Raw genomic sequence first — 26,713 nt, forward strand, 5'->3', positions numbered from 1 at the left:
CTAAGGATCCAGCGCGCCCTTGCGCTCGACGATCAGGCGGTACTGGTCGGGCTGGCGATGGACCGCGAAGTTGAAAGTCGTGCGCTTGTAGCTCTGGCCGGCGTCGAGATCGCAGCGATGCACCACCAGCTCGTCGGCCTCCCCGCCGGCGCGCGCCACCACCTTGCCCGACGGCGCCACGATCATTGAATCGGCGAGCGAAGGCACGCCCTCCTCGTTGCCGCCCTTGGCCACGCCGACGACCCACGTGCCGTTCTGGTAGGCGCCAGCCTGCATGGAGAGCTGGTTGTGGAACCACGAATGCTCGTCGTGGTCGGGCGACGGCGCATTGTGCAGCGGCGTGTTGTAGCCCAGCAGCACCATCTCGACGTTCTGCAGGCCCATGACGCGATAGGTCTCAGGCCAGCGCCGGTCGTTGCAGATGCACATGCCCATGTTGCCGCCGAACGCCTTGAACACCGGGAAGCCGAGATTGCCGACCTCGAAGTAGCGCTTCTCGAGATGCTGGAACGGTCGCTCGGGCTCGTGCTCGGCATGGCCAGGCAGATGGACTTTCCGGTACTTGCAGACGATCTGGCCGCCGCGCTCGACCAGGATCGACGTATTGAAGCGCCGCACGCGACCGTTCTCGTTGGCGAGCTCGGCGTAGCCCAGGCAGAAGCCCATTGAGAGGCGCTTGGCCTCGGTGAAGAGCGGCGCCGTCTCGTTCGACGGCATCTCCTGCTCGAAGAAGGAATCGATCTCGGCCTGGTCGGTCATCCACCAGCGCGGAAAGAAGGTCGTCAGCGTGAGCTCCGGAAAGACCACCAGTTCGCAGCCCATGCGCTTGGCCTCGCGCAGATGCGCGATCAGGCGCTCGACCACGTCGCGGCGCGAGTGGCTGCGCTGGATCGGGCCCATCTGCGCGGCGCCCACTGTCAGGAAACGAGACATTTCACCCCTCCGGCGACGATTATCGCCGGTGGACATGCAAGGTCCAAGCCTTACGGCTTGGTCGCCGTGGCATGAAGCTGCGCATTCAGGGCGCCCCAGGCCTTCTTTCGCGAGATCGCTTCGAGCGCGCCGCTCTGCGAATTGCGCCAGAACATCAAGTTCGACCGGCCGGAAAGCGTGCTGGCCTTCACCACGCTGCCATCCTCCAGGCGGACGCGCGAGCCGGCCGTGATGTAGCAGCCCGCCTCGACCACGCAGTCATCGCCGAGCGAAATGCCGAGGCCGGCGTTGGCGCCGATCAGGCAGCGTTCGCCGACCGAGACCTGCACCTTCCCGCCACCTGACAGCGTGCCCATGATCGAGGCGCCGCCGCCCACGTCGCTGCCATCGCCGACGACGACACCTGCGCTGATGCGGCCTTCGACCATGCAGGTGCCGAGCGTGCCGGCGTTGAAGTTGCAGAAGCCCTCATGCATCACCATCGTGCCGGCAGCGAGGTGAGCGCCCAGCCGCACGCGCGCGGCGTCGGCAATCCGCACACCGCTTGGCACGACGTAGTCGGTCATCCGCGGCACCTTGTCGATGCCGCGGACATCCAGCGCCACGCCCCTGAGCTGTGCCCTGATCCGGGTAGCGTCGAGCGTGTCGAGCGGACAAGGGCCGAGAGTCGTCCAAGCGACGGTCGGCACGAGCTGGAACATGCCGTCGATGTTCACCGTGTTCGGCTTGACCAGCCGATGGCTGAGAAGATGCAGCCGGAGATAGATGTCGTACACATCGATCGGCTTGTCGGCCAGGGACGCGATCTCGGTCCGGATCGGCACGACCTCGACCCCGCGGATGTCGTCCTTGCGGCCGTAGCGCGCGACGTCGTCGGCCGATTGGCCGGGCAGTGACAGCTCCGTCAGGCGCTGAAGGCCTGCCTGGGCGCCACCCGGCATGAGCTTCAGGCTCAGGAACCAGGCATCGAGTACGCTGCCGTCACTTGCGACGGTGGCGAAACCTTCTCCTTGTGCGCCGGATGTCACATACATCCGGCAAGCCTACGGGCCGGCACGCTTCACGTCATTGGTGAATTCGGACGCGCAGAACGTGCCGCCTTGGAACAGGTCGCCCACCGGATCGGGGCCGATCTTGGCCTGCTCGGCCTCGGCGTGGGCGCGATGATCCTCGGACTTGCCCTTCGGCCGGTAGCCGAGCGATTGGGCGCGGGAATTGTCCCACCATGACGTCTCATTGTCCGAGACGCCGTATACGATCTCGAAGCGGATGTCGGGATGGTTCAGGCCGATACCGATCAGCTGCACGATGTCCTCGGGCGAGATCCAGATCGCGAGCCGCCGCACGTCGAGCGGCCGCGGGCCGACATTGCCGATGCGCAGGCAGGTCACGCTCATGCCGTGCTTGTCGGCATAGAGCGCGCCCAGCGCCTCGCCGAACGCCTTGCTGACGCCGTAGCGGCTGTCGGGCCGCACGGTGACGTCGGTGCCGATCTTGCGCTTGCGCGGATAGAAGCCGACCGCGTGGTTGGACGAGGCGAAGACCACGCGCTTGACGCCGGCCTGGCGCGCCGCCTCGAAGAGGTTGTAGCAGCCGATGATGTTGGCCTGCAGGATCGTGTCCCACGGCCCTTCGACCGAGTAGCCGCCGAGATGGATCACGCTGTCGGCGCCCTTGACCGCGGCCGCCACCTCGTCGGGCTTGGTGAGATCGGCGGCGACGAAGGTCTCGCTCGGCAGCAGGTCCTTGGGCTTCACCTTGTCGCTCAGCACCAGTCCCGGATAGAGGGGCGCCAGCAATGGCCGGATCATGGTGCCGATGCCGCCGGAAGCGCCGGTGAAGACGATGCGGCGCGCGCTAGCGTCGGCCATTTTTCTCTCCTTGTGCCAGTCTGCGATAGCGCTCGAGCGAGCGCGTGAGATGCTCGCGCATGGCGCGCCGCGCTTCGGCAGGGTCCTTGTCGGAAATGCCGGTCACGATGCGCGCATGCTCGTGCTGAATGCGTTCGAGATAAGCCCGCCGCTCGGCCGGCGTGTCAACCGAAAGCCGCACGCTCTGGCGCGGAATGACGTGGCTGCCGAGGAAGGCGAGGAAGCGCGGGAACTGGCGGTTGCCGGTGGCCTCGGCGATGGCGCGATGGAAGGCGAAGTCCTCGGCGACCGCGCCTTCGCCGCTCTGCAGCGCCCGGTCGATGGCGCGCCACGCCGTACGGATGATGCCGATCTGCCGGCGGTTGGCGCGCTCGGCCGCGAGCGCCGCCGCCTCGACCTCGACGGCGAGACGCAGCTCCATCACCTCCAGCACGTCGGCCAGCACCGCGGCCTTGGGCGCGGCGATGCGGAACGGTCCCGCTGCCGGATCGGCGACATAGGCGCCCGAGCCGCGGCGCGTGACCACCAGCCCGTCGGCGCGCAGGGCGGCGACGGCCTCGCGCACGACGGTGCGGCTGACGCCGAGCGCCGTCGTCAGCGCCTGCTCGGTCGGCAGGCGCGCGCCCGACGCCAGCCGGCCGCTCCTGATGTCGTTGGCGAGGCGCGTCATCACCTGCTCGGCGAGATTGCCGGGCGGATCGAGCGGACTGAGGACGGACAGCTTGTCGGACACGGGCTTGTCGGGATGGGGGCCGGATGCTAGGAGTTTGTCAGGTTGTCAGACAACTTTAGACCAATGAACAAGGGAAGGAAACCATGCGCATCGCCAAGACCCTGCTCGCAACCTGCGTCGTGGCATTCGCCGCGACGACGGCGCAAGCCAAGGAGTTCCGCTCGTCGGACGTGCATCCGCTCGACTACCCGACGGTGCAGGCCGTGATGTACATGGGCAAGCTCATCAACGAGCGCAGCGGCGGCAAGAACAGCGTCAAGGTGTTCGGCCAGAGCACGCTGGGCTCGGAGAAGGACACGATCGAGCAAACCAAGATCGGCGCACTCGACATGGTCCGCGTCAACGTGGCGCCGTTCAACAACATCGTGCCGGCGACGATCGTTCCCTCGCTGCCATTCCTGTTCAAGTCGACGGCGCACATGCGGCGCGTGCTCGACGGGCCGATCGGCGACGAGATCCTGGCGGCCATGGAGGCGCAGGGTTTCATCGGCCTCTGCTTCTACGATTCGGGCTCGCGCTCGTTCTATTCCGGCAAGAAGGCAATCAAGAGCGTCGCCGACACCAAGGGCATGAAGATCCGCGTGCAGCAGTCGGACATGTGGGTCGCCATGATGCAGGCGGTCGGCGCCAATGCCACGCCCCTGCCCTACGCCGAGGTCTATACCGCGCTCAAGACCGGCGTGGTCGACGCCGCCGAGAACAACTGGCCGTCCTATGAATCCTCGCGCCACTACGAGGCGGCCAAGATCTACAGCCTGACCGAGCATTCGATGGCGCCCGAGCTGCTGGTCTTCTCCAAGAAGGTGTGGGACGGCCTCTCCAAGGAGGACCAGGCCATCATCCGCGCCGCCGCCAAGGAATCGGTGCCCTACATGCGCAAGCTGTGGGACGAGCGCGAGGCGCAGGCGCGCAAGACGGTCGAGGCCGCGGGCTCGCAGGTCGTGAGCGACGTCGACAAGAAGTCGTTCTCCGACGCCATGGCGCCGGTCTACGCCAAGTTCGCCGCTGACCCGAAGCTGCAGGACCTGGTGAAGCGCATCCAGGCGGCTGACTAAGCCACGATGTGGCGCGCGTTTGTAGCGTTCAACGCGACGATCTCGCGTTGGTGCATGTACGTCGCGGTGGCGGGCCTTATAGGCATCGTCACCACCGTGGCCCTGCAGGTGTTCGGCCGCTACGTGCTGAACGACACACCAACCTGGGCCGAGAGCACGGCCCTGGTGCTGATCCTCTACGTCACCATGCTGGGCGCGGCGGTCGGCGTGCGCGATGCCGGCCACATCGGCCTGGAATCGCTGCTGATCCTGGTGCCTGACGGGTTGCGCCTGAAGCTCGAGGTCGTGATCCATGTGCTGGTCGGCACGTTCGGCCTGATCATGGCGTGGAACGGCGCGGTGCTGGCCGAATCGGTGATGGCCTACAAGATCCCGACGCTCGGCCTGCCCGAAGGCATCAACCACCTGCCGCTGGTGATCGCCGGGATCCTGATCGCCCTCTTCTCCCTCGAACACATCGTGGCGCTGTGGCGCGACGAGGACGTGATTCCGTCGTGGCACTGACCATTCTCACCGTCGTCTTCGTCGCCTGCCTGCTGCTCGGCGTGCCGGTCGCCTTCTCGATCGGGCTCTCGGCCGTCGCCACCATCCTCTATGAGGGCCTGCCGCTTGCCGTCGTGTTCCAGCGCATGACGTCGGGCATGAACATCTTCTCCTTCCTCGCCATCCCGTTCTTCATCTTCGCCGGCGAACTGATGCTCTATGGCGGAGTCGCCGACCGCATCGTGGCCTTTGCCAAAAGCCTGGTCGGGCACGTGCGCGGCGGCCTCGGCATGGCCAATGTCGTGGCCTGCACGCTGTTCGGCGGCGTCTCGGGCTCGCCGGTCGCCGACGTGTCGGCCACCGGCGCCGTCATGATCCCGATGATGAAGAAGGAGGGCTATCACGCCGACTACGCCGTCAACGTGACCACCCACGCTGCCCTGGTCGGCGCGCTGATGCCGACCAGCCACAACATGATCATCTATTCGCTGGCGGCCGGCGGAAAGGTCTCGATCACCGCCCTCATCCTGGCCGGCATGCTGCCGGCGGCGCTGCTGATGGCCTGCATGCTGGTCGCGGCCTACCTGGTGGCGATCAAGCGCGGCTATCCCGCCGGCATCTTCCCGGGGTGGGACGCGGTGTTCGCGACCATGGCCAGTGCCATTCCCGGCCTGCTAGTGATCGTCATCATCCTGGTCGGCATCCTGAGCGGCGTGTTCACCGCCACCGAGTCGGCAGCCGTCGCGGTGATCTATGCGCTGGCCCTCACCATCTTCGTCTATCGCAGCCTCTCCTGGGAGAACTTCCTCAAGGCCGCAGCCAAGGCGGTGAAGACCACCGGCATCGTGCTGCTGCTGATCGGCGTCTCCAACACCTTCGGCTACCTGATCACGCTCTACGAGGTCGCCGATCTCACGGGCAAGGCTCTGGCCGGGTTCTCGACCAGCCCCTGGGTGATCTTCTTCATGGTCAACCTGATCCTGTTCGTGCTGGGCACCTTCCTGGACATGGCGGCGACCATCCTGATCTGCACACCGATCTTCCTGCCGATCTGCATGCAGTACGGCATGGGCCCGGTGCAGTTCGGCATGCTGATGTTGATCAACTGCGCGCTGGGCCTGAACACGCCGCCGGTCGGCACCACCCAGTTCGTCGGCTGCGCCATCGGCGGCATCTCGGTCGGCGAGGTGATGCGCACCATCTTGCCATTTTATGGCGCGCTGATCGCCGCCCTCTTCCTGGTCACCTACGTGCCGGCTTTTTCGCTCGCGCTGCCCAACCTGTTCCTGGGCAAGTTCTGAGGGTAAAAGGCCGGCATGTCCGGCCACATCCGTCGCGCCCATCCCGAGGAACGCCCGCGCATCACCGAGATTCGCCTTGCCGTGCGCGAGAACCAGCTGCTCGATCCGTCACGGGTGACCGACGCCGACTATCACTGGTTTGCCGAGAACCCCGGCATCTGGGTGTGGGAGGAGGACGGGCGCATCCTGGGCTTCTCCGCCGCCGACACGCGCGACGGCTCGATCTGGGCACTGTTCATCGATCCCGATCACGAGGGCCGCGGCATCGGCCGCGCCCTGCTGGCGAAAGCCTGCGACGTGCTGCGGGAGGCGGGCCATCGCAGCGCCACGCTCGGCACCGAGCCCGGCTCGCGCGCCGACGGCTTCTACCGCCAGGCCGGCTGGATCGCCCTGCACATCGACAAGCGGGGCGAGCAGATCCTGCGTCTAGACCTCTGAGGCGAGCTCCAGCATCAGGTTGGCCAGCACCTGCGCGCCGGCCAAGAGGTCGGCCGCTTCGGTGTGCTCCTTGACGTTGTGGCTGAGGCCCGCGACCGACGGCACGAAGATCATCGCCGTCGGGCAGATGCGCTGCATCATCTGCGCGTCGTGTCCCGCGCCCGACGGCATGCGCTGCGTCGTCAGGCTGAGCGCACCGGCGTGACGCTCGACCCGATCGACCAGGCCCGCCTCGAAGATCACCGGCTCGAAGCGCGCCAGCACCTTGGCCTCGACCTCGACCCGCTCGGCCGCGGCGACCTCGGCGATGTGCGCGGCGACCCGTGCCTCGGCCTCCTTGAGCTTGGCCTCGTCGGTGTTGCGCAGATCGACGGTGAACACTGCGCGGTTGGGCACGACGTTGATCAGGTTGGGCCGGAGCGAGAGCGCACCCACCGTGCCGACCTGGTTGCCGCCCATCTCGTGCGCCAGACCGCGCACGAAGACGTTGACCGAGGCGGCGAGATAGCCCGCGTCGCGCCGCAGACGCATCGGCGTCGTGCCGGCATGGTTGGAGACGCCGGTCACGGTGTACTCGGTCCACGAGATGCCCTGCACGCTTTCGACGACGCCGATCTGCACCTTCTCCTCGTCGAGGATCGGGCCCTGCTCGATATGCAGCTCGACGAAGGCGTGCGGTTTGAGCGCGCCCGGCTTGGCGGCGCCGAGATAGCCGATGCGACGCAGTTCGTCGCCGACCGCGACGCCGTCCTTGTCGGTGGCGGCATAGGCCTCGTTCAGCCCCAGTCCACCGGCATAGACCAGACTGCCCATCATGTCGGGCTGGAAGCGCGCACCCTCCTCGTTGGTGAAGAAGGCGACGGCGATCGGCCGGCGCGTCGTGCGCTTGGCGTCGTTCAGTGCACGCACGACCTCGAGGCCGGCCAGAACGCCGTAATTGCCGTCATAGCGGCCGCCGGTGCGCACGGTATCGATGTGGCTGCCCGTCATGACCGGGGCGAGGTTCTCGCTGCCGGCGCGGACGCCGATCACGTTGCCGATGGCGTCGATGCGCACGTCGAGTCCGGCTGCCTTCATCCAGCCCACCAAAAGATCGCGGCCGGCCTTGTCCTCGTCAGTGAGCGCCAGCCGCGCGCAGCCGCCGCCGTCGATGGCGCCGATCCCGGCCAGTTCGTCGAGCGCGCCCAGCAGCCGTTTTTCATCGATCAGCAACATGATTTCCCCAATGACGTCAGGACCTTAGACTTGTGTACCGGACGGCGCAAAATATCACGCCGGGGTGATCCGGATTGCCTTGCAACAGCGTAGGTCGAGCGTCACTTACTAGGCTCTCATGAAGCGTCTGCTCGCCCTTCTCCTGGCGTTGATCGCATTCCCGGCCTTCGGCCAGTCCGTGGTGCAGACCGAGAACGTCCGTGCCGAGCTTTTGGCTGACGTTTCCGCGGTCAAGCCGGGCGAGCCGTTCTGGGTCGGGCTGCGCCAGACCATCCGGCCGAAGTGGCATACCTACTGGAAGAACCCAGGCGACTCCGGCCTGCCCACCGAGATCGCCTGGAAGCTGCCCGAGGGCGCCAAGGCCGATCCCATCGTCTGGCCGCGGCCGCATCTCTTCGATTTGAGCGGCGTCATCAACTACGGCTTCAAGGACGAGGCGACGCTTCTGGTGCGCATCACGCCGCCCGCCAACGCCTCGGGCGACTTCAAGCTGGCCGCTGAAGCCAACTGGCTGGTCTGCGAGGACGTCTGCATCCCCGAGGACGCCAAGCTCGAGCTCACCTTGCCGGTGACAGCGACCGGCGCCCCCGCGCCACCCGCCACCCGAGCGATCTTCGACAAGGCGCGCCAGCTTGTGCCGATGCAAAGCCCGTGGCCGGCGCGCTACGGGGTTTCCAAGTCGGGCGATCCGACCCTGGTCGTCGAGGCCAAGGGCCTCAAGGCCGACACCATCCGCGATGTCTATTTCTTCCCGGCCGACTGGGGACCGGTCGCCAGCATGGCCAAGCAGACGGCCAGCATCGGCGCCGAGGGCATCCGCATCCCCTTGAAGCGCGGCGACGCCAAGGCTGCCCTGCCCGCCGACCTTTCGGGCACGCTGACGCTGACCGAGAAGACGGCAGGCGGCGATGTCCAGCAGGCCTTCGACGTCACGGCCAAGCTCGATCCCGGCTTCGTGCCGACCGCGTCGCTGGCCGCGGCTGGCGAGCAGCTGTCGCTGGTCGAGGCGCTGCTGTTCGCCGTTTTGGGCGGCCTGATCCTGAACCTGATGCCCTGCGTGTTCCCGGTGCTGGCGATGAAGGCCGCAGCCTTCGCGCGCCTGGCCGGTCATGAACGCAGCGCCATGCGGCGCGACGGTGTCGCCTACACACTGGGCGTGCTGGTCTCCTTCGCGATCATGGCCGCGGCCGTCATCGCCATCCGTGCCAGCGTCGGCGACGTGAGCTGGGGCTTCCAGTTCCAGTCGCCGGTGTTCTCGCTGCTGATCGCCTACCTGTTCTTCGTCGTCGGGCTGAACCTCTCCGGCGTGTTCGAGTTCTCCAGCCGCTTCGCCGGCGTGGGCCAGGGCCTCGCCGCGCGCGGCGGCACGGCCGGCGCCTTCTTCACCGGCGTGCTGGCGGTGATCGTGGCCACGCCCTGCACGGCGCCCTTCATGGCGGCGGCGCTGGGCTTTGCGCTCAGCCAGCCCGCGCCGCAGACCGTGGCCGTACTGCTGGCGCTGGGACTGGGACTGGCGCTGCCCTACCTCGTGCTGTCGATGACGCCGGCCCTGCAACGCCTGATGCCGCGGCCCGGCCCGTGGATGGACCGGCTGCGCCAGTTCCTCGCTTTCCCGATGTACGCCTCGGCCGTGTGGATGATCTGGGTGCTGACCCAGCAGACGGGCGCCGACGGCGTGATCTATGCGCTGGGCGGCATGATCCTGATCGCCTTCGCGATCTGGCTGCTGAAGCTCGGCAGCGGCGCGTCGGCCGCGACCTGGGTGCGCCGCGGCCTCGCCGCCGTCGCCGTGCTGCTGGCCTTCGCCGCGGCGCTGAAACTGGAAGACGGTCCGGCCACGGCTGCGTCAGCCTCCGGCGGACCGGCGGCCGGCGTGAACTTCGACGGCTGGGAGCGTTTCTCGCGCGCGCGCATGAACGAGGCAGTCGCCGCAGGCAAGCCGGTGTTCGTCGATTTCACAGCGGCGTGGTGCATCACCTGCCTGGTCAACGAACGTGTCGCGCTGGAGACGCAAGCCGTGCGCAATGCCTTTGAACAGGCCGGAGTCGTGAAACTCAAGGGCGACTGGACCAACCGCGATCCCGAGATCACATCTTCGTTGAAGGAACTGGGCCGCGCCGGCGTTCCCCTCTATCTTTTCTGGGCCCCGGGCGCCGCGCAGCCCAAGATCCTGCCGCAGGTGCTCACCGAGTCGTTGATTCTGTCCGAACTGGCCGCGCTGCCCCAAGCCAAGCGCTAGGCTAAAACGCTAGGAGGCACCATGTCCCGTCTCGTCGTCGCCCGCCGTTCGCTGCTGCTGGGCAGCGCTGCTGTCGCCCTGATGCCCGCCATGGCCTTCGCCGACGGTCCCGATGTCGGCAAGCCCGCGCCACTGTTCACCGCCGTCGACAGCAACGGCAAGACCTGGTCGCTGGCCGACCTCAAGGGCAAGGTCGTGGTGATCGAGACGACGAACGACGGCTGCCCCTACGTCCGCAAGCACTACAGCGCCAAGAACATGCAGGATCAGCAGCGCGAAGCCGCCGCCAAGGGCGTCGTGTGGCTGACCTCGGCTTCGTCGGCCAAAGGCGAGCAGGGCTACGTCACCGCCGAGCAAGCCAACGCGCTGACCAAGAGCCACGACGCGGCGCCCGCCGCCGTGCTGCTCGACCCGCAAAGCAAGATCGCGCGCGCCTATGGCGCCACGGTGACGCCGCACATGTACATCATCGATGCCAACGGCGTGCTGGTCTACAAGGGCGGCATCGATTCGATCCCGTCGTCCAACGTGGCCGACATCCCCAAGGCCAAGCAGTATGTGCGCGTCGCCCTGGGCGAGGTCCTGGCCGGCAAGCCGGTGACCGATTCCTCGACGCGCGCCTACGGCTGCACGTTGAAGTACCCGCGCACCTCGTCGTGATCTTTTAGCCATGCCGCACGACGGCTGGCATCCGCACGATCATCTGCACCATCATGCGCACGAGCGGCCGACCCGGCGGCTCGTGCTGGCGGCAGCGACCTTCCTGCCGTTCGGCGGCGCCAGTGCGCAGGGCGCCGATGCCCAGCAGCGCATCGCCGAGCAAGCCAATCGCTTCCTCGCCCTGCTCGACGATCGTCAGCGCGGCCACGTCCTGATCGCCTTCGACACGGCCAACCGGCTCGACTGGCACTACATCCCGCGCAGCCGGTCGGGCCTCAGCCTGGGCGAGATGACGCCCGCGCAGGCCGACGCCGCGCGCGCCCTGTTCGCCACCGTGCTCAACGAGCAAGGGCTAAAACTTCTCGACGGCGTGCGCCTGCTCGAAGGCGTGCTGCGCGAGCAGCAGGGAAGCTGGCGCGATCCCAGCCGCTATTACCTGTCGGTGTTCGGCACGCCTGGCCGTTTTCCCTGGGGCTGGCGCTTCGAGGGCCATCACCTGTCGCTGAACGTGGCGCTGCCGGCGCCCGGCCATGTCGCGGTGACGCCGTTCTTCGTCGGCGCCCATCCGGCGACGGTGCGCGAGGGACCCAATAAAGGATTCAGGCTGCTCGGCGGCGCCGAGGACCTGGCGCGCCAGATCATGACCGGCCTCAACGATTCGCAGCGGCGCACCGCCCTGATCGCCAACCGCTCGTTCGGCGAGATCGTGGCGAGCCCGCAGCGCGAGCAGGATCTCGGCCAGCCGCGCGGGCTGGAGCTCGGCGCCATGGACGGCCCGACGCGCCAGCGCGTCGAGGCGCCAACCACATCCATTCGGTATGGCGCGACCTTGCGGCCGACTTCGGCCACGACGCCCTGGCCGAGCACTATCGTCGCCAGCCGCATCGCTGACGGGCGCTCCCCAAGCTAAATTTCACTTCTGCCGCAACGGTTTGCGGCACCGAGTGGCCTTCGGCAGCCGAAACATCAAGACTATCAAGTGCTTGGGGACCGCCGGTGCATAGCTTCGTTCGACGTATATTGCTGGCAACAACGTGCCTTGCTGCCCCGCTCGCCGGCGGCCCGGTCGCGCCGTCGCGGGTGGGGCGAAACAGGATCGGCAGCTCATGAGTTGGGGAAGCTGCCGATCCTGTTTCCAGACCTTCAGTTTGGGGTGTTCCTCGGGAGTGGGAAGGAAGCTGAAGGCTGGCGCACCCTACCGAGGCGATTGCCCATGGTCTGCAGTCAATGGCTTCAGATTGGCGGCCATCGCGCGCCAAACGGTCCAATCTGGATCGATTCCAAATAAAGCCGGGAATCAACTATTTGTCTTCGACACCGCCTACCTCTCGAAGACCAGGCAGGTGGTCGTGGCGTGCGCCAGCAACTTGCCATTGCGATCGGTCAGCCGGCCTTCGGCCGAACCGACGCGGCGGCCCATGCTCAGCACCACGCCCTCGCCGCGCACCGCGCCGGTCTCGGGCGTGATCGGCCGCACGAAGGCGATCTTGAATTCCAGCGTCGTCGAGCCGACGCCCGCGCCCGTCAGGGTGCGCACCGCAAGCCCCATGCAGCTGTCGAGCAGCGTCGCCGCCAGGCCGCCATGCACCGTGCCCTCGGGATTGAGCTGCTCGGCCGTCGGCACCGCCGTCACCACGACGCGTCCTTCCGACGCTTCGACGACGTCGTAGCCCAGGGTCCGCGCCATGGTGTTGAGCGGCAGCGTGCCGTCGACCAGGCCGCGCACGAATTCGAGGCCGGCCTTGGCGCGCTCCTCGGCGGTCGCGGTGCCGTAACGCTTGCCGCCGGCGACGGTCATCTCAGGTGTCGGCGAAGCGCTTGCCGGTCTGCGAATCGAACAGGTGCAGGTGGTCGGGCTCGGCCTTGAAATGGCGCATCTCGCCCGGCCGGGCGATGACATGGCCGCCCTGGCGCACCGTCACCAGTTCGCGCGCCGCGCCAAAGCGGCCATGCAGCAGCGTATCGGCGCCCAGCGGCTCGGCCAGCTCGACCTCGAACTGCAACGGCCCGTCGGCGGCGGGATGCAGATGCTCGGGCCGCACGCCCAGCGCCACCGCCGAGCCGACCGGCGCCGAGGTCGGCCGCGCCAACGGCATGTTGATCGCACCGTTGGCATTGGTGCCGGCAAGATCGACGGACTTGCCGTCCTGTCCGACCTTTGCCGCCAAGAAGTTCATCGCCGGCGAGCCGATGAAGCCCGCCACGAAGACCGAGGCCGGCCGGTCGTAGACGTCCATCGGCGTGCCGATCTGGTCGGCCACGCCGGCATTCATGACGATCAACCGGTCGGCCAGGGTCATGGCCTCGACCTGATCGTGCGTCACGTAGATCGAGGTGACGCCGAGCTCGCGCTGCAGGCGCTTGATCTCGAGCCGCATCTGCACGCGCAGCTTGGCGTCGAGGTTGGAAAGCGGCTCGTCGAACAGGAACACCGCCGGCTCACGCACGATGGCACGGCCCATGGCGACGCGCTGGCGCTGGCCGCCCGACAGCTGGCGCGGCACGCGCTGCAGGAAGGTTCCCAGTTCGAGGATCTTGGCCGCCTTCTGCACGCGGCGCTCGATCTCGTCCTTGGCCATCCCCTTGATCTTCAGCCCGTAGGCCATGTTCTGGTACACGCTCATGTGCGGATAGAGCGCGTAGTTCTGGAACACCATGGCGATGTCGCGGTCCTTGGGCTCGAGCTCGTTGACCACGCGGTCGCCGATCGCCACCTCGCCGCCGCTGATGCGCTCCAGCCCGGCCACCATGCGTAGCAGGGTGGACTTGCCGCAGCCCGAGGGTCCGACGATGACGATGAATTCGCCGTCGGCGATCTCCATGTCGATGCCGTGGATGACCTCGATCTTGTTGTCGTAGGTCTTCTTGACGCCGCGCAGATGGACTTGCGCCATGGCCTATTTCTCCGTCTCGACGAGGCCGCGCACGAACTGGCGCTGCATGAACACGACCACCAGCACCGGCGGCAGCATGGCGAGCATCGCCATGGCCATCAGCAGGTTCCAGCTCGGCACGGCGTCAATCACGTTGGCCTGGCGCGAGACTGTCATGACCACGGTGTAGAAGCTTTCCCTGGTCGTGATCAGCAATGGCCAGAGATATTGGTTCCAGCCGTAGATGAACTGGATCACGAAGAGCGCCGCGATCGAGGTGCGGCTCATCGGCAGGAGGATGTCCCAGAAGAAACGCATTGGCGAGGCGCCGTCGACCCGGGCAGCCTCGGTGAGCTCGTCCGGGACGCTGAGGAAGAACTGCCGGAACAGGAAGGTCGCGGTCGCCGAGGCAATCAGCGGAATGATCAGGCCAGAGTAGGAATCGAGCATGCCGAGGCTGGCGACGACGCCGTAGGTCGGCACGATGCGCACCTCGACTGGCAGCATCAGGGTGACGAAGATCGCCCAGAAGAAGGTCATGCGCAGCGGGAAGCGGAAATAGACGATGGCGAAGGCGGCGATGATCGAGATGGCGATCTTGCCGATCGCCACGCCCAGCGCCATGACCAGACTGTTGGTCAGCGTGACGTAGATCGGGACGGTGCCGCGCTTTGCATTGTAGCCTTCGAACAGCACTTCCTTGTAGTTCTCGATCAGGTGCGAGCCCGGCCACAGCGGCACCGGCGAGCGCAGCATGGTCGCCTGGTCGTGCGTTGAGGCGACGAAGGTCATCCACACCGGGAAGGCGATCACCACGAGGCCGACGATCAGGACGATGTGGCTGAGCCAGGTGACGAGGGGCCGGTTCTCGACCATCAGTAATGCACCCGGCGCTCGATGAAGCGGAACTGCACGAAAGTGAGCAGGATCACCACAGCCATCAGGATCACCGACTGCGCCGACGAGCCGCCAAGATCCTGCCCGCGAAAGCCGTCGTTGTAGACTTTCCACACCAGAATGTTGGTGGACTGCCCGGGGCCGCCCTGAGTCAGCGAGCCGACGATGCCGAAGGTGCCGAAGAAGGCGTAGATGATGTTGATCACCAGCAGGAAGAAGCCGGTAGGCGAGAGCAGCGGAAAAACGATGTCCCAGAAGCGCCTTCCCGGCCCCGCGCCGTCGATGGCGGCTGCCTCGATCAGCGACTTCGGGATCGACTGCAGGCCAGCCAGGAAGAACAGGAAATTGTAACTGATCTGGTTCCACACCGCGGCGAGCACGATAAGCAGCAGGGCCTGGTTGCCGTTGATGACGTAGTTGAACTCGATGCCGATGACGGACAGTGCCCAGGCCACCACGCCAACTGAGGGATTGAACAGGAAGCCCCACAACACGCCCGCCACGGCCGGAGCAACGGCGTAGGGCCAGACCAGGATAGTCTTGTAGGCCGAGGCGCCCCGGATGACCCGGTCGGCCATCACGGCCAGCAGCAGCGAGGCAGCGAGCCCGAGCGAGGCCACCAGCGCGCTGAACACTAGTGTCAGGCGCGCCGAGGCGAAGTAGTTCGGATCACTGAAGAGGTGGCTGAAGTTCTCGAACCAGACGAACTTGCTATTGCCGCCAAAGGCGTCCTCGACCAGCACCGACTGCCAGATCGCCTCGCCCGACGGCCAGAAGAAGAACACAAGGGTGATGACGATCTGCGGCGCCACCAGCAGGTAGGGCAGCCATCGCTCGTTGAAGGTGACGCGCTTCTCCATCCCCCGCCCAATATCCCCCGTTTCACCTGTTCCCTGCCCCACCGCCGAACGCGGCGGAGCAGGGGCTGGTGATTACTTGTTCGCGGCGTCGAACTTCTTGAGCAGTTCGTTGCCACGCTTGACCGCCTCGTCGAGGGCGGTCTTGGCGTCCTTCTTGCCGGACCACACGTCTTCCAGTTCCTCGTCAACCACGTCACGGATCTGGACGAAGTTGCCGATGCGCAGGCCCTTGGAGTTCTCTGTCGGCGGGTTGAGCGTCAGCTCCTTTACCGCGATGTCACGGCCAGGGAACTTCTTGTAGAAACCCTCTTTTTCCGTGGCGTCGGCGGCAGCCATCGTGATCGGTACATAGCCGGTATCCTGGTGCCACTTGGCCTGGACCGGCGTGCTGGACAGATAGGTCATGAATTTGGCGACACCCTTGTACTCATCCTTCGGGCGGCCCTGCAGCACCCACAGCGTGGCGCCGCCAATGATCGAATTCTGCGGCTTCGCGATCACATCCGGCGAATAGGGCATCATGCCCATTCCCAGCTTGTCCTGCCCCAGCGCCTTGGCGGCAGCGGCCGCCGAACCCGACGAGGCGATCTGGAAGGCGCAGTCGCCACCATGGAACAGGGAGTCCGACTTGCCCTGGCGGCCGCCATACACGAACGTCTTGTCCTTGCTCCAGTCGGCCATCATCTGGATCAACTTGATGCGCGGCTGGTCGTTGAACTTGAGTTCGATATCGGTGCCGCCGAAGCCGTTGGCCTTGGTTGCAAAGGGAAGATTGTGCCAGGCGCCGTAGTTCTCGATCAGCGTCCAGGTCTGCCACTGCGGCGTGAACCCACACTTGGCGCCAGCGGCGACGGCCTTCTTTGCCATCTCGCCCAGTTCCGGCCAAGTCGTCGGACCCTTGTTCGGGTCGAGGCCGGCCTTGGCGAGCAGCTCCTTGTTCCAGTAGAGCACAGGCGTCGAGGAGTTGAACGGCATCGACAAGAGCTTGCCGTCGGTCGTCGAGTAGTAGCCGTAGACCGGGCCGATATAGGATTTGGGATCGAATGGCTCCTTGGCGTCGGCCATCAGCTGGTAGATCGGATAGACCGCACCCTTGGCAGCCATCATGTTGGCGGTGCCGACCTCAAAAACCTGCACGATGTGCGGCGCCTGCTTGGCACGGAACGCGGCGATCGCTGCGGTCAAGGTCTCCGGATAGGTGCCCTTGTACACCGGCACAACTTTGTATTCGCTTTGGGACTTGTTGAAACCCGCGGCGATTTCGTTGACCGTCTCTCCCAGATTGGTCGGCATGGCATGCCAGAACTGGATCTCCGTCTGCGCCCAGGCCGCCGGCGCGCTCGCCAGGACAGCCGCCGCGGCGACGGAAGACAATAGAATCCGTGTCATAACCTAAACCTCCCTAAGACCCCGCCGATGTATCGATGGGCGCCAAGACCGCGATGTGTCTGTTTTATTTCAGTCTGATGACAGTCCACCAAGGCTGTGTGAAGAACGCAACCCAAATTTGCTGGCTTACCGGAGGGCGGCCAGAATCACGTCCGGCGCGTCGGTGATCACGCAGTCCACCCCCATGCCGATCAGGGCCTTGGCCACGTCGCCGTCGTCGATCGTGTAGACGCTGAGCGTATAGCCGGCCTTGCGGATCTCCACGGCGCGCACCGCCGTGAGCTTTTCGCCGTTGGTGTTGATGCCGCCCGCCGCCACGGCCTCGGCGCGGGCGCGCCAGTCGTCGCCGATCGTGCCGATCAGCAGGGCGCGTGCGAACTCAGGCGCGGCCCGATGCGCCGCAGCGAGAGACTCATCCTTGAAGCTCGACAGCAGCGGCGCCGGCAGCTGAGCCGGCCAGCAGCGGCGCAGCGTCTCGACCACGACGCGGCCGGTCTCGGCCTCGCGGCCGGGACAGGGCTTGATCTCGACGTTGCAGCCCAGCCCTTCCTCGCCAAAGCAAACGATCGCCTCCTCGAAGGTCGGCACGCCCCGCGGCAGCTCGGCGCGCGGTGTCTCAGCCACCAGGCGATCGACGCCCGTGGTGCGCTTCAGCGACTCGTCGTGCATCACGATCGGCACGCCGTCGGCGGTGAGCTTGATGTCGGTCTCGACCCAGGTGGCCCCGCGCCGGCGGGCCTCGCGAAACGATTCCAGCGTGTTTTCCGGGGAATAGGCCGCCGCTCCGCGATGGCCGATGACTCTGGGCAGTTGCAGCATTCGTCAATACAAAGCTAACTCGGGGCTCCCGCAATAGACGAATGCCCCACCCCGTGTCGACCTTTCCCGATCAGTTCCGGCTCGACGGCCGCACCGCTCTCATCACCGGCTCCGGCCGCGGCCTGGGCTGGGAGATCGCCCAGGCGCTGGCCCAGGCCGGTGCCCGCGTCCTGCTGCACGGCCGCTCGGCCGAGCGGCTGGCGCCGCGACTCACCGACCTGCGCGCTGCGGGCTTCGCCGCCGACGCCATGGCCTTCGACATGGCCGACCGGCCGGCGATGCGCGCAGCGGTAGGAAGCTCCGACCCGATCGACATCCTGGTCCACAATGTCGGCGAGCGTGACCGGCGGCCCTTCGCCGAGATCGAGCCCGAGGACTTCGCCCGCCTGATCGATGTCGACCTCGTGGCCGCGCATGCTCTGGTCAAGCTTGTGGCGCCCGGCATGATCGAGCGCGGCTGGGGCCGCCTGATCCTGGTGAGCTCGATCGTGGCCGACCTCGCGACACCTGGTTCGTTGTCCTATACCGCGGCCAAGGGCGGCCTGTCGGCGCTGGCCCGCGCGCTTGCCTCGGAGCTCGGCGCCACCGGCGTCACCTCCAACGCCCTGGCACCCGGCTTCTTCGCCACCGAGACCAATGCGGCATACCTCGCCTCGCCGGCCGGCGAGCGCAATCGCCAGCGTTGCCCGGCCAAGCGCTGGGCCGAGCCGCACGAGATCGCGGGCGCGGCGCTGTTCCTCGCCTCGCCCGCCGCATCCTACGTCAACGGCCACACGCTCACGGTCGATGGCGGCGTGTCGGCGACGTACATGGCCTGATGCACGGCTTCGACTCCACGCAGGACGCCATCAGCCAGATCATCGTCGCGGCGATCCTCGTCGCGATGTTCGCCTTCCTGGCGGCCGACCGCGTGCATCGTGTGCTGGTGCCGATCGGCGCGGTAGCCATCGTGTGGCTGATCACCTACTTCACGCCCTGGAAGCTGATCTCCTTTCAGGCGGCGCAACAGGCGATCGACCTCAACGTCATCCTGCTGCTGTTTGCCATGATGGCGCTGGTCGGCGTGCTCAAGACCACCAACGTCTTTCCTTGGGCGGTCGATCGGCTGCTCGAGCGCTCGAAGGGCAACCCGCGCCGCGCCGCGCGACTGATCATCTGGTTCACCGGCATCCTGTCGGCGATCCTCGACAACGTCACGACGGTGATCTTCACCTACCCCATGGCGTCGGAGATGGCGCGCCGGCTCAGGATCAACGGCTCGGCCTTCTTCCTGCCCATGGTGATGGCGGCCAATATCGGCGGCACCGCGACACTGATCGGCGATCCGCCCAACGTGCTGATCGGCGCCGATCCGCGCACACATCTCTCCTTCATGGACTTCATCTATCACCTGACGGTGCCGTGCACGTTCATGATGATCGTGCTGGTCTGGTACAGCGGGCGCTACTACCCGGGCGATATCGGACGCAACGCCGACGCCGACCATGCCGATGCCGCCCGGCCGACCGGCGCCCGGCTGCAGAACGTGCCGCTGCTGCGCGCGACCTGCTGGATCACCGTGCTGATCTTCCTGGGCTTCATGACCCACACCGTCACGCACATGCCAGTGGCGGTGCCGGCGGTGATCGGCGTCGCCGCCATCCTGTTCGCCCAGGACCACTACTATCTCAAGGAGCACAAACCGACCGTGGAGGAGCGCCGGCATGGCGTGCTCGACATCCTGGAGAAGGACATCGAGTGGCCCACCCTCGCCTTCTTCATCTTCCTGTTCGTCCTGGTGGGCGCGGCGGTGGCGACCGGCCTGATCGAAAGCATGGCCAATGCGCTGGCCTGGATCATCAAGGGCACGGCCGGCGGGCTTGGCCTTTCGCCCAGGGCAACGTTGCTGGTGGCGGCCCTGCTGATCCTCTGGGTGTCGGGCTTCCTGTCGGCGGTGATCGACAACATCCCCTACACCGCCGTCACCATCCCGCTGGTGGCGACCCTGCTCGGCCAGCTCAATGCCGGTCCGGATGGACAGGTCCTGTGGTGGGCGCTGGCGCTCGGCGCCTGCCTCGGCGGCAACGGCACGCTGATCGGCGCCTCGGCCAACGTCACGGTCACGGGCCTCGCGGAAAAGGACGGCAAGCGCATCTCGTTCAACGAGTTCACCGCCTTCGGCGCGCGCGTCGCCGGCATGACGCTGCTGATGTCGTCGGCCTATCTCGCCATGTGGCTCTATATCGGCTCGACCGTGGTGAACGTCGCCGGCGCCGTGGTGCTGGTCGGCCTGTTCGCGATGATGCGCTTCAGCCGCGCGAGGCAATAGCCGCCCTGCATCGCACCGATGCGACCTGCGGCAATGCCTCCTCCCACGCTCCCGGCGCCGCCGAGGGCGTTCGGCCCGCCGTTTCTGTCAGCGGGCACTAAGCCATCGGAAGACGCCCACCATGCTGAAGACGGGTCTTCGCCTCCCCTTGCTTTCCCGGCTCGGCACGCACCCTCAATGTCGACAAGGTCCGGCGAAGATTTCGAGCGAGTCTTTCACCATTGTCGCTCTCGAACTCCCGCTGGGCCTTCTGCCAGTGCGGTCTCGCGGCCTTGAGTGTCGCCGCGCCATGCTGAGTCAACTGCACGACGCGGCTCCTTCCGTCCGTTGGCGACGGCCTGATTTTGATCAGCTTCGCAAAGGCCAGCGGCCGCATGTTCTTGCCGGTCGTCGTCCGATCGAGGTCGAGACGCTCCGCTAGAACATTGATCGAAACGATCCCGAGTTCGTTGAGCAGAGCCAGAATGGAATATTGCGTCGCGCGCAAGCCGGTCGGCGAAAGCATCGCGTCATAAAAGTTCGAAATCCTACGTGCCGCTTTCCGCAAGCTCATGCAATTGCAGTCTTCGATTGCCATTCGGGCCTTCCGATGCGCTACGAGTTCCGGAAATTATCTCGGACGCTCCGCTACGACCTGCAGGATACCCGCTCGTCCCTCGGCAATGTTGCGCCCGAGATTTCCAGCCATGCGGGCGAAGTCCGTTCCCATGGCGAGGTGCAACCCGAGCGGCTGCGATACGGCACCGGTAGCGGATGCCTTCCGCCGTTCATCGAACCAGGCCCGCGCCGCGGCCGTTCGGTCGGTCCATTCGAGGATATGGAATCCAGCCGCTTCCAGTGCGGCCCGCATGGCATCCGGCGTCATCAGAAAGCTGGTGCCTGGCTCTCGTGACCAAGGCACGGGAAAGTGCAAAGGCTCACCATTGCCCGTCACAACGTCATAAATGGCGAAGCGGCCGCCTTTCCTCAGCACCCGCAAGGCCTCGCCATACAGCCGACCGCGATCGGCTATGTTCATGGCGACGTGCTGCGTCCAGACCACGTCGAAAGTTTCCATTTCGTATGGGAGATCCAGCGCGTTGGCGCATTCGTAGGAAACACGATCCGCCAGGCCGGACCGTTGGGCCAGATGGTGCGCCGCCGCGACAAAGGTCGGGCTCAAGTCGATGCCGTGCACGTGGCATCCAAAGGTCGACGCGAGATAGCGGGAGGGGCCACCGAGGCCGGAGCCGATGTCGAGAACCATGGATGCCGCGCCAAGGCCTGCCACCTTCGCCAGCTCCTCGGTCGCAGCAAGCCCTCTGGTGTGGAACTGATCGAGCGGCGCCAATGCTTCTGGCGCCAACTCACCGTCGCCCAGGCCGGCCGCGGCCAGCGCGGCGTCCAACCGCTCAAGCAAATCTTTCTCGCCATAGTGCGAGATGACTTTGACCGAATCGACCAAGGTTCTTCTCCCGTACCGTCAAGTGAAAGAGTATTTAGGAGCATATACTCCTAATTATTCGGGAAGCAACGATGCGCATTCTGGTCGTAGGTGCAGGAGCCACAGGTGGCTATTTCGGAGCGCGCCTCGCGGAGGCCGGTCGGGACGTCACATTCCTGGTGCGAGCCGGACGGGCAGACCAACTCGGGCGATCCGGTCTCCAGATCAAGAGTCCGCACGGCGACCTCCTGTTGAAGCCAAAGCTCATCACCGCCGCCGCGCTGGATCGTCCGTTCGACACGGTGATTCTCGCGGTCAAGGCCTTCGCGCTCGAGGAAGCTCTCGCCGATCTCGCACCCGCCGTCGGATCGGAGACGATGATCGTGCCGTTCCTCAACGGAATGCGGCACATGGAGGCTCTGGTCGGCCGCTTCGGCGAACGCCCTGTTCTCGGTGGCGTGTGCGTCGTCGCCACCATGCTCGATCCGGATGGACGCATCGTCCAGCTCGGCGACATGCAGGAACTGGCGTACGGTGAGCGCGATGGAACGATGTCGGAGCGCGTGCATGCGCTCGATGCCCAATTTCAAAACGCCGTCTTCAAGGCGCAGGCTTCGGACTCCATCTTGCTGCGCATGTGGGAAAAGTGGGTGCTGCTGGCGACAGTCGGTGGCGTGACCTGTCTGATGCGCGGCACTGTCGGCGAGGTCGAGGCGGCTCCGGGCGGCGCCGAATTTGCGCTGGCTCTTCTCGCCGAATGCATCGCGGTGGCGACGGCGGCGGGCTTCACCCCGCGCGAGCCCTTCATCAAGACGGCGAAGGGCATGATCACGGCGCGCGGCTCGGGCTTCGCGTCGTCGATGTTTCGCGACATGGGCGCAGGAGCGCCCATAGAGGCAGATCAGATCGTCGCGGACCTGCTTGCGCGCGCGCGCCGCCACGGCGTCGGCACACCGCTCCTCGCCGTCGCAAACGCCCACCTGGCCGTCTACCAGAACCGGATCAGGCCCATGCGGTTGACAGCGGCAGCGTCCTAGCGGTCCAGCGATGCGGAAAGGGCACGACCATGCCAAATGATCTCTTCATCTATTCGACGCCGGTCTTTGCGAGACACCTCCGGATACTCGACGACATCGTCGGGATCGCGGAGCGGCATGCCAGTGAGCGCAATATCGATGCCACGGCATTGATCCTCGCCCGGCTGTATCCGGACATGTTTCCTTTCACCGGTCAGGTGCGCGCCGCTTGCGGCACCGCGCAACGTGCCACGGCGCGCATGCTCGGATTGGAGCCTTCCGAATCGGCCGACAACGACAAGACCTTCGAGGACATGCACGAGCGCATTCGCGGCACTGTTGCCTTCGTCTCCGGCTTCACTGAGGCGGACTTCGCTGGAGCCGATCAGCGGACCGTCAGCTTCCCCACCGCCAACGGATCGACGCCGCTGACGTCGCGCGCATACCTGACGAGATTCGCCCTGCCGAACTTCTATTTTCATCTCGCAACGGCGTACGACATCCTGCGTCACAACGGCGTTCCGCTGGGTAAGCGCGATTATCTCAGAATCGATTCCGAAATGTAGCAGCACTGGGCGGCAGCACCATCAGCCCGTCAGCCTAGCCGCGGGCAGCGGGTGCTCGACGCAGGTGGCAAAAGCGCGAGCCGTTTGGGTTGGCGTCGCCGCCAGTCAGCGGATGGCGATCCAACGGAAGGCCCCTATTGTGATGAATAGCCCCAACGTGACGAACCCCAGCCCCGTGACTTGCAGCACGCTCGGGATCTCGCCGACGATGGGAATGCCGATCAGAACCGACACCGCGGGCACGATGGCGGGAAACAGCACGGCACGGCTGACGCCAAGCAGCATCACCGCCTGGCTGTAGGCAATCATGGTGACGGCGCCTTGAAGCCCGCCCTGTACGATCCCCTGGAAGACGAGCAGTCCAAGCGGCAAAGCCGCCAGATGCGCCACGCCCATGACACCAAGATAGACCGGCGTCGTGATCGCGAACGACAGAACGGATACGACGGCCGTGGCGCGCAAGGCCGGCACCCGCCAATGCCGCAGCAGCAGGGTGAAGCCCGCCCACAGCAGGCTCGAAACGAAGAACATGATGTCGCCCAGCCAGGCCCGCGTGCCACTGGGTTGAGCCAGCCCATCCCATCCGATCAGCAGGACGCCGCCCAGGACGACAGCCGCACCGATCAGGTGAGATCGACCCAGTCGTTCACGCAGGAACAGCGCAGCGCCGATGGTGCTGACGATGGTCACCGTCGAGGGCGCGATGACAGCGCCATGGGCGAGTGGCGCGAAACCATAACCGCCAGTCTGCAGCAGCGCGAAGGGCGCCCCGCCCAGCAGGGTCAGCACCAGAGCACGCCGCCAGCCGAGGCCGGCGAAGTCGCGCACGCCATAGCGCAGCAGCAGAGGAAGCATGATCAGGCCCGCGACGATGAAGCGGGCGAAGATCATGTCGATGGCCAGCAATCCGCCCAGCACGCCGGCGCGGGCCGCGGCGAAGCTCAGGGAAGCGCCGAGCGCCATGGTGGCACCACACAGGAAGCCCCAGCGCTCGTGTTTCGCGGTGCGCGGCGTGTCTATCGTCATCTGCGCCATGGCTCCGCCGCTAGCACGGACCGCGCCACGGGCCCAAAGAATTTTGTAGCGATCGATCCAAAATCGCGCTTACATCGCGCGATGGCCCGCCTGAAAGCCTTCGACGAGACCCGCGCACTCGATGCTGCCGTCGACTGTTTCTGGCTGCGCGGCTACGAGGCGACCTCCGTGCGCGACCTTGCCGACGCCATGGGGATCGGCGGCACTAGCCTGTACAATGCCTACGGTGACAAGCGGGCACTGTTCTCGCGCTCGCTGCAGCGCTATGCCGAGCGCTCGATGCGTGAGCGCATTGCCCGGCTGGAGGCAAACCACCGGCCCAAAGAGGCGATCCGAGCCTTCCTCGCCGAGATCATCGACCGCTCGCTCAAGGATCCCGACCGCAAGGGCTGCCTACTGGTGAACTCCGCACTCGACGTCGCGCCTCACGACGCCGAGATCGGCAAGGTCGTCGGCGGTTACCTCGACGAGCTGCGTGCCTTCTTCCGCCGCAACATCGAAGCCGCGCGCGCGGCGGGTCAGGTGGCGCGCACCATCGATGCCGAGGAGACGTCGGGTCACCTGCTGGGCGTCCTGGCCGGCATCCGCGTCCTGGCGCGCACCGGCGCCAAGCGCAAGCTGCTCGAGGCCGTCGCACGTCCTGCCCTCGACCTGCTGGAGGGCCGACGGTGATCGACCATCTCAACGAACAGGCGCTGAAAGGTCTGCCGGACGACGGCCCGGTGACCATGCTGAACCTGATGCGCTTTCGCGAGCGCTCGCTCGACGGCAACGGCAGCGGCTGGGACGCTTATCTGCGCTACAGCGCGCTCACCATCAAGCTGATCAAGGCGCGCGACGGCACCATCATCTGGACCGGCAACGCCGAGGCCGTGGCGCTCGGCGTGCCCGACCAGCACCGTTGGGACTATGTCGCCCTGGTGCGCTACCCCTCGCGCGCTGCGTTCCTCGACATGATGAAGTCGCCCGAATACGCGGCGGCCAATGTCGAGCGCGAGAACGGCTGCGCCGACCACGCCATCATCGCTGTCAGCGAGACCGATCGGAAGTTCACATAGGGTTGCCATGGTAAAGCGTCTGAGCGACATGCCCGAAGCCGAGGCCCGGCACCTGCAGCGCCTCGAATGCCCGACCTACGACGACACGCCGGCGCTTGCCGGCAAGCCGCTGGCCGGGCGGCGGGTGGCGATCATTTCCACCGCCGGCCTGCACAAGCGCGGCGACCGGCCGTTCCGTCCGGGCGACGGCAGCTATCGCGTCATACCCGCGGAGACCGCCGCCAACGAGCTGGTGATGAGCCACATCTCGGTGAACTTCGATCGCACCGGCTTCCAGCAGGATCTCAACGTCGTGTTCCCGATCGACCGCCTGCGCGAGCTGGTTGCCGACGGCGAGGTCGGCTCGATGGCCTCCGTGCACTACTCCTTCATGGGCGCCTTCCCGCCGGCCGCGGCCGAACCGCATGCCCAGCACCTTGCGGGGCTGCTGAAGGCCGACAAGGTCGATGCCGCGCTGCTCGTGCCGGTTTGACCCGCCTGCACGCGCGCCGTGGGCGCGCTCTGCCATTTCCTCGAGCGTCAGGGCATCCCGACCACGGGCATCAGCCTGGTCCGCGAGCACACAGAGATCGTCCGCCCACCGCGCGCTCTATGGGTGACGTTCGAGCTCGGCCGCCCGCTCGGCATTCCCGACGATGCGCCGTTCCAGCGACGCGTCACTCGGGCGGCACTCGATCTGCTCGCCCGCACCGACGGTCCGCTGATCGCCGACTACCCCGAGCACATCGACGAGCCGGCCGACTTCAGCGGCTGGGCCTGCCCGATCAACCTCGCCCCCAGCCAGGTCGACTCGCTCGAGGCCGAGATCGATCGGCTGGCGACCTGGTACGACCGTGCCGTCGCCGCGCTGGGGCGCACCACGGTCGGCGTGTCGGGGCTCGACATGCCGGCGGCGGGCAAGCTCGTGACTGAGGCGCTCAACGGCCACCTGCCAACCGCGCAGGCGCTCAAGGAGGCGACCGACGATCTGCGTGCCTACTACCTCGAGGCCGCGTCCGCCTTTCCCGATGCGGGTACGCCGGCGACACGCAAGAAGTGGTTCTGGGACGAGACGAAGCTCGCTGCAGCGCTGCTGGCGCTGCAGCCCAGGCTGGCCGCCAGCGACGACCCGCAGCACAAGATCCTGGCCAATCTGACGATGATCCCGGCGAGCGAACGGCACAGGCTGGGCTAGTAGCCGGAAGCAAAATTGCGGATACAGGCCTCGGTGTCATCCCGAGCGTAGCGAGGGACCTTTACTGCTGCTCGAAAGGCCCCTCGCTTCGCTCGGGGTGACAGTCTTCAGTCACGCGACAGCGACTGTAAGGACTGAGGCTCAAGACTACTTGCGACCGAACAGGTTGAAGGCGATCAGGCGGTCGATCGACAGCTTGCCGGCACCGCGGCTCAGGACATAGGCCAGGATCGACGCCCACATCAGGTGCTCCGGCCAGTTCTCGGGATAGACAAGGACTGGATCACCAGCGTCATGGTGAGCAGCGCCGCAGCGCCCAGGCGGGCGAAAAGGCCCAGCACCATCAGGACGGGCGCGCCGAGCTCCA

The 26,713-nt window shown here is 66.2% G+C and carries 30 protein-coding genes; 15 read left to right on the top strand and 15 right to left on the bottom strand.

What is annotated here, in order from left to right:
- The 4 genes from RSO01_RS37430 to RSO01_RS37445 are packed head-to-tail and all read right to left on the bottom strand — an operon-like array spanning position 1 to position 3,537.
- The gene (locus RSO01_RS37430) at positions 1–933 is read right to left on the bottom strand and encodes an N-carbamoyl-D-amino-acid hydrolase (protein ID WP_147155713.1); all 933 of its coding nucleotides are present in this window, start codon (positions 931–933) and stop codon (positions 1–3) included.
- 50 nt (positions 934–983) lie between these two features.
- Positions 984–1,967, bottom strand: a complete 984-nt coding sequence (dapD, locus tag RSO01_RS37435) for a 2,3,4,5-tetrahydropyridine-2,6-dicarboxylate N-succinyltransferase (RefSeq protein ID WP_147155714.1) — start codon at positions 1,965–1,967, stop codon at positions 984–986.
- 9 nt (positions 1,968–1,976) lie between these two features.
- A complete protein-coding gene (locus RSO01_RS37440) occupies positions 1,977–2,804 on the bottom strand; it encodes an NAD-dependent epimerase/dehydratase family protein (protein WP_147155715.1) in 828 nt (275 codons plus the stop codon).
- Positions 2,791–3,537 (bottom strand): FadR/GntR family transcriptional regulator, encoded by a 747-nt coding sequence (locus tag RSO01_RS37445; protein ID WP_218037584.1) that lies wholly within the window; start codon positions 3,535–3,537, stop codon positions 2,791–2,793. Before RSO01_RS37445 ends, RSO01_RS37440 begins: the two co-directional genes overlap by 14 nt.
- 83 nt (positions 3,538–3,620) lie before the next feature.
- Here RSO01_RS37445 and RSO01_RS37450 point away from each other — a divergent pair, with 83 nt between their 5' ends.
- The 4 genes from RSO01_RS37450 to RSO01_RS37465 are packed head-to-tail and all read left to right on the top strand — an operon-like array spanning position 3,621 to position 6,814.
- On the top strand, positions 3,621–4,592 hold the full coding sequence (locus tag RSO01_RS37450) for a TRAP transporter substrate-binding protein (RefSeq protein ID WP_147155716.1): 972 nt from the start codon (positions 3,621–3,623) through the stop codon (positions 4,590–4,592).
- Positions 4,593–4,598: 6 nt separating this feature from the next.
- Entirely contained in the window at positions 4,599–5,096 is a 498-nt protein-coding gene (locus RSO01_RS37455; RefSeq protein ID WP_147155717.1) for a TRAP transporter small permease, read from the top strand.
- Positions 5,087–6,376 (top strand): TRAP transporter large permease, encoded by a 1,290-nt coding sequence (locus RSO01_RS37460; RefSeq protein WP_147155718.1) that lies wholly within the window; start codon positions 5,087–5,089, stop codon positions 6,374–6,376. Before RSO01_RS37455 ends, RSO01_RS37460 begins: the two co-directional genes overlap by 10 nt.
- Before the next feature lie 15 nt (positions 6,377–6,391).
- Positions 6,392–6,814 carry a GNAT family N-acetyltransferase gene (locus RSO01_RS37465; protein ID WP_147155719.1) on the top strand — a complete coding sequence of 141 codons (423 nt, stop codon included), beginning with the start codon at positions 6,392–6,394 and terminating at the stop codon, positions 6,812–6,814.
- On the opposite strand, the gene RSO01_RS37470 is transcribed toward RSO01_RS37465, so the two are convergent.
- Complete coding sequence (locus RSO01_RS37470) at positions 6,803–8,029, bottom strand: Zn-dependent hydrolase (protein ID WP_147155720.1); 1,227 nt, start codon at positions 8,027–8,029, stop codon at positions 6,803–6,805. The two genes, RSO01_RS37465 and RSO01_RS37470, sit on opposite strands and share 12 nt — an antisense overlap.
- Positions 8,030–8,147: 118 nt before the next feature.
- On the opposite strand from RSO01_RS37470, the gene RSO01_RS37475 reads away from it, so the two are divergent.
- Genes RSO01_RS37475 through RSO01_RS37485 form a run of 3 tightly spaced genes read left to right on the top strand, consistent with a single transcriptional unit; the run spans position 8,148 to position 11,838 of the window.
- Complete coding sequence (locus RSO01_RS37475; RefSeq protein WP_147155721.1) at positions 8,148–10,268, top strand: protein-disulfide reductase DsbD family protein; 2,121 nt, start codon at positions 8,148–8,150, stop codon at positions 10,266–10,268.
- Positions 10,269–10,289: 21 nt separating this feature from the next.
- A complete protein-coding gene (locus RSO01_RS37480; RefSeq protein WP_147155722.1) occupies positions 10,290–10,928 on the top strand; it encodes a thioredoxin family protein in 639 nt (212 codons plus the stop codon).
- Between the two features lie 10 nt (positions 10,929–10,938).
- The gene (locus RSO01_RS37485) at positions 10,939–11,838 is read left to right on the top strand and encodes a DUF3500 domain-containing protein (protein ID WP_147155723.1); all 900 of its coding nucleotides are present in this window, start codon (positions 10,939–10,941) and stop codon (positions 11,836–11,838) included.
- Between the two features lie 411 nt (positions 11,839–12,249).
- Here the strand turns inward: RSO01_RS37485 and RSO01_RS37490 are convergent, their stop codons facing one another.
- The 6 genes from RSO01_RS37490 to RSO01_RS37515 all read right to left on the bottom strand — a co-directional run bounded on the left by RSO01_RS37490 (position 12,250) and on the right by RSO01_RS37515 (position 17,766).
- The gene (locus RSO01_RS37490; RefSeq protein WP_147155724.1) at positions 12,250–12,726 is read right to left on the bottom strand and encodes a PaaI family thioesterase; all 477 of its coding nucleotides are present in this window, start codon (positions 12,724–12,726) and stop codon (positions 12,250–12,252) included.
- Position 12,727: 1 nt separating this feature from the next.
- Complete coding sequence (locus RSO01_RS37495) at positions 12,728–13,822, bottom strand: sn-glycerol-3-phosphate import ATP-binding protein UgpC (RefSeq protein WP_147155725.1); 1,095 nt, start codon at positions 13,820–13,822, stop codon at positions 12,728–12,730.
- A gap of 3 nt (positions 13,823–13,825) precedes the next feature.
- Positions 13,826–14,677, bottom strand: coding sequence for a sn-glycerol-3-phosphate ABC transporter permease UgpE (gene ugpE / locus RSO01_RS37500; protein ID WP_147155726.1), 852 nt, complete (start codon positions 14,675–14,677; stop codon positions 13,826–13,828).
- The gene (ugpA, locus tag RSO01_RS37505; protein ID WP_147155727.1) at positions 14,677–15,558 is read right to left on the bottom strand and encodes a sn-glycerol-3-phosphate ABC transporter permease UgpA; all 882 of its coding nucleotides are present in this window, start codon (positions 15,556–15,558) and stop codon (positions 14,677–14,679) included. The genes ugpE and ugpA overlap by 1 nt, the downstream gene beginning before the upstream one ends.
- Positions 15,559–15,630: 72 nt before the next feature.
- Positions 15,631–16,947, bottom strand: a complete 1,317-nt coding sequence (gene ugpB / locus RSO01_RS37510) for a sn-glycerol-3-phosphate ABC transporter substrate-binding protein UgpB (RefSeq protein WP_147155728.1) — start codon at positions 16,945–16,947, stop codon at positions 15,631–15,633.
- A gap of 126 nt (positions 16,948–17,073) precedes the next feature.
- Complete coding sequence (locus tag RSO01_RS37515) at positions 17,074–17,766, bottom strand: glycerophosphodiester phosphodiesterase family protein (protein WP_147155729.1); 693 nt, start codon at positions 17,764–17,766, stop codon at positions 17,074–17,076.
- Positions 17,767–17,807: 41 nt separating this feature from the next.
- On the opposite strand from RSO01_RS37515, the gene RSO01_RS37520 reads away from it, so the two are divergent.
- A complete protein-coding gene (locus RSO01_RS37520; protein ID WP_147155730.1) occupies positions 17,808–18,584 on the top strand; it encodes an SDR family oxidoreductase in 777 nt (258 codons plus the stop codon).
- Positions 18,584–20,074 (top strand): ArsB/NhaD family transporter, encoded by a 1,491-nt coding sequence (locus tag RSO01_RS37525; protein ID WP_147155731.1) that lies wholly within the window; start codon positions 18,584–18,586, stop codon positions 20,072–20,074. Before RSO01_RS37520 ends, RSO01_RS37525 begins: the two co-directional genes overlap by 1 nt.
- A 97-nt stretch (positions 20,075–20,171) precedes the next feature.
- Here RSO01_RS37525 and RSO01_RS37530 read toward each other — a convergent pair whose 3' ends face one another.
- Together RSO01_RS37530 and RSO01_RS37535 are read right to left on the bottom strand one after the other, a co-directional pair.
- Positions 20,172–20,651 (bottom strand): MarR family winged helix-turn-helix transcriptional regulator, encoded by a 480-nt coding sequence (locus tag RSO01_RS37530; RefSeq protein WP_147155732.1) that lies wholly within the window; start codon positions 20,649–20,651, stop codon positions 20,172–20,174.
- A gap of 33 nt (positions 20,652–20,684) precedes the next feature.
- Complete coding sequence (locus RSO01_RS37535) at positions 20,685–21,518, bottom strand: class I SAM-dependent methyltransferase (protein ID WP_147155733.1); 834 nt, start codon at positions 21,516–21,518, stop codon at positions 20,685–20,687.
- 71 nt (positions 21,519–21,589) lie between these two features.
- Here RSO01_RS37535 and panE point away from each other — a divergent pair, with 71 nt between their 5' ends.
- Complete coding sequence (gene panE, locus RSO01_RS37540) at positions 21,590–22,534, top strand: 2-dehydropantoate 2-reductase (protein ID WP_147155734.1); 945 nt, start codon at positions 21,590–21,592, stop codon at positions 22,532–22,534.
- Positions 22,535–22,563: 29 nt separating this feature from the next.
- Positions 22,564–23,079, top strand: a complete 516-nt coding sequence (locus tag RSO01_RS37545; protein WP_147155735.1) for a DUF1993 domain-containing protein — start codon at positions 22,564–22,566, stop codon at positions 23,077–23,079.
- A gap of 105 nt (positions 23,080–23,184) precedes the next feature.
- On the opposite strand, the gene RSO01_RS37550 is transcribed toward RSO01_RS37545, so the two are convergent.
- Positions 23,185–24,114 (bottom strand): DMT family transporter, encoded by a 930-nt coding sequence (locus RSO01_RS37550; protein WP_147155736.1) that lies wholly within the window; start codon positions 24,112–24,114, stop codon positions 23,185–23,187.
- An 81-nt stretch (positions 24,115–24,195) separates the two neighbouring features.
- On the opposite strand from RSO01_RS37550, the gene RSO01_RS37555 reads away from it, so the two are divergent.
- Genes RSO01_RS37555 through RSO01_RS37570 form a run of 4 tightly spaced genes read left to right on the top strand, consistent with a single transcriptional unit; the run spans position 24,196 to position 26,346 of the window.
- Positions 24,196–24,786 carry a TetR/AcrR family transcriptional regulator gene (locus tag RSO01_RS37555; RefSeq protein WP_147155737.1) on the top strand — a complete coding sequence of 197 codons (591 nt, stop codon included), beginning with the start codon at positions 24,196–24,198 and terminating at the stop codon, positions 24,784–24,786.
- A complete protein-coding gene (locus RSO01_RS37560; protein WP_373867980.1) occupies positions 24,783–25,172 on the top strand; it encodes a DUF1330 domain-containing protein in 390 nt (129 codons plus the stop codon). The genes RSO01_RS37555 and RSO01_RS37560 overlap by 4 nt, the downstream gene beginning before the upstream one ends.
- 7 nt (positions 25,173–25,179) lie before the next feature.
- A complete protein-coding gene (locus RSO01_RS49175; RefSeq protein ID WP_147155738.1) occupies positions 25,180–25,644 on the top strand; it encodes a glycine/sarcosine/betaine reductase selenoprotein B family protein in 465 nt (154 codons plus the stop codon).
- A gap of 18 nt (positions 25,645–25,662) precedes the next feature.
- Positions 25,663–26,346 (top strand): hypothetical protein, encoded by a 684-nt coding sequence (locus RSO01_RS37570; RefSeq protein WP_147155739.1) that lies wholly within the window; start codon positions 25,663–25,665, stop codon positions 26,344–26,346.
- A gap of 242 nt (positions 26,347–26,588) precedes the next feature.
- Here RSO01_RS37570 and RSO01_RS50060 read toward each other — a convergent pair whose 3' ends face one another.
- Complete coding sequence (locus RSO01_RS50060; RefSeq protein ID WP_373867981.1) at positions 26,589–26,690, bottom strand: hypothetical protein; 102 nt, start codon at positions 26,688–26,690, stop codon at positions 26,589–26,591.
- Positions 26,691–26,713 lie beyond the last annotated feature (23 nt).

Origin of the sequence: Reyranella soli (assembly GCF_007992495.1) — a bacterium.
In the GTDB taxonomy this organism is placed as follows: Bacteria; Pseudomonadota; Alphaproteobacteria; order Reyranellales; family Reyranellaceae; genus Reyranella; species Reyranella soli.

Coding starts and splice junctions, on each gene's coding strand:
- RSO01_RS37490 (WP_147155724.1), bottom strand. CDS start 12,726: ATGACCGTCGCCGGCGGCAAGCGTTACGGCACCGCGACCGCCGAGGAG.
- RSO01_RS37440 (WP_147155715.1), bottom strand. CDS start 2,804: ATGGCCGACGCTAGCGCGCGCCGCATCGTCTTCACCGGCGCTTCCGGC.
- RSO01_RS37495 (WP_147155725.1), bottom strand. CDS start 13,822: ATGGCGCAAGTCCATCTGCGCGGCGTCAAGAAGACCTACGACAACAAG.
- ugpE (WP_147155726.1), bottom strand. CDS start 14,677: ATGGTCGAGAACCGGCCCCTCGTCACCTGGCTCAGCCACATCGTCCTG.
- RSO01_RS37545 (WP_147155735.1), top strand. CDS start 22,564: ATGCCAAATGATCTCTTCATCTATTCGACGCCGGTCTTTGCGAGACAC.
- panE (WP_147155734.1), top strand. CDS start 21,590: ATGCGCATTCTGGTCGTAGGTGCAGGAGCCACAGGTGGCTATTTCGGA.
- RSO01_RS37475 (WP_147155721.1), top strand. CDS start 8,148: ATGAAGCGTCTGCTCGCCCTTCTCCTGGCGTTGATCGCATTCCCGGCC.
- RSO01_RS37470 (WP_147155720.1), bottom strand. CDS start 8,029: ATGTTGCTGATCGATGAAAAACGGCTGCTGGGCGCGCTCGACGAACTG.
- RSO01_RS37550 (WP_147155736.1), bottom strand. CDS start 24,114: ATGGCGCAGATGACGATAGACACGCCGCGCACCGCGAAACACGAGCGC.
- RSO01_RS37455 (WP_147155717.1), top strand. CDS start 4,599: ATGTGGCGCGCGTTTGTAGCGTTCAACGCGACGATCTCGCGTTGGTGC.
- RSO01_RS37485 (WP_147155723.1), top strand. CDS start 10,939: ATGCCGCACGACGGCTGGCATCCGCACGATCATCTGCACCATCATGCG.
- RSO01_RS37530 (WP_147155732.1), bottom strand. CDS start 20,651: ATGGCAATCGAAGACTGCAATTGCATGAGCTTGCGGAAAGCGGCACGT.
- RSO01_RS37555 (WP_147155737.1), top strand. CDS start 24,196: ATGGCCCGCCTGAAAGCCTTCGACGAGACCCGCGCACTCGATGCTGCC.
- RSO01_RS37480 (WP_147155722.1), top strand. CDS start 10,290: ATGTCCCGTCTCGTCGTCGCCCGCCGTTCGCTGCTGCTGGGCAGCGCT.
- RSO01_RS37515 (WP_147155729.1), bottom strand. CDS start 17,766: ATGCTGCAACTGCCCAGAGTCATCGGCCATCGCGGAGCGGCGGCCTAT.
- RSO01_RS50060 (WP_373867981.1), bottom strand. CDS start 26,690: ATGGTGCTGGGCCTTTTCGCCCGCCTGGGCGCTGCGGCGCTGCTCACC.
- RSO01_RS37520 (WP_147155730.1), top strand. CDS start 17,808: ATGCCCCACCCCGTGTCGACCTTTCCCGATCAGTTCCGGCTCGACGGC.
- dapD (WP_147155714.1), bottom strand. CDS start 1,967: ATGTATGTGACATCCGGCGCACAAGGAGAAGGTTTCGCCACCGTCGCA.
- RSO01_RS37430 (WP_147155713.1), bottom strand. CDS start 933: ATGTCTCGTTTCCTGACAGTGGGCGCCGCGCAGATGGGCCCGATCCAG.
- ugpB (WP_147155728.1), bottom strand. CDS start 16,947: ATGACACGGATTCTATTGTCTTCCGTCGCCGCGGCGGCTGTCCTGGCG.
- RSO01_RS37450 (WP_147155716.1), top strand. CDS start 3,621: ATGCGCATCGCCAAGACCCTGCTCGCAACCTGCGTCGTGGCATTCGCC.
- RSO01_RS37525 (WP_147155731.1), top strand. CDS start 18,584: ATGCACGGCTTCGACTCCACGCAGGACGCCATCAGCCAGATCATCGTC.
- ugpA (WP_147155727.1), bottom strand. CDS start 15,558: ATGGAGAAGCGCGTCACCTTCAACGAGCGATGGCTGCCCTACCTGCTG.
- RSO01_RS49175 (WP_147155738.1), top strand. CDS start 25,180: ATGGTAAAGCGTCTGAGCGACATGCCCGAAGCCGAGGCCCGGCACCTG.
- RSO01_RS37465 (WP_147155719.1), top strand. CDS start 6,392: ATGTCCGGCCACATCCGTCGCGCCCATCCCGAGGAACGCCCGCGCATC.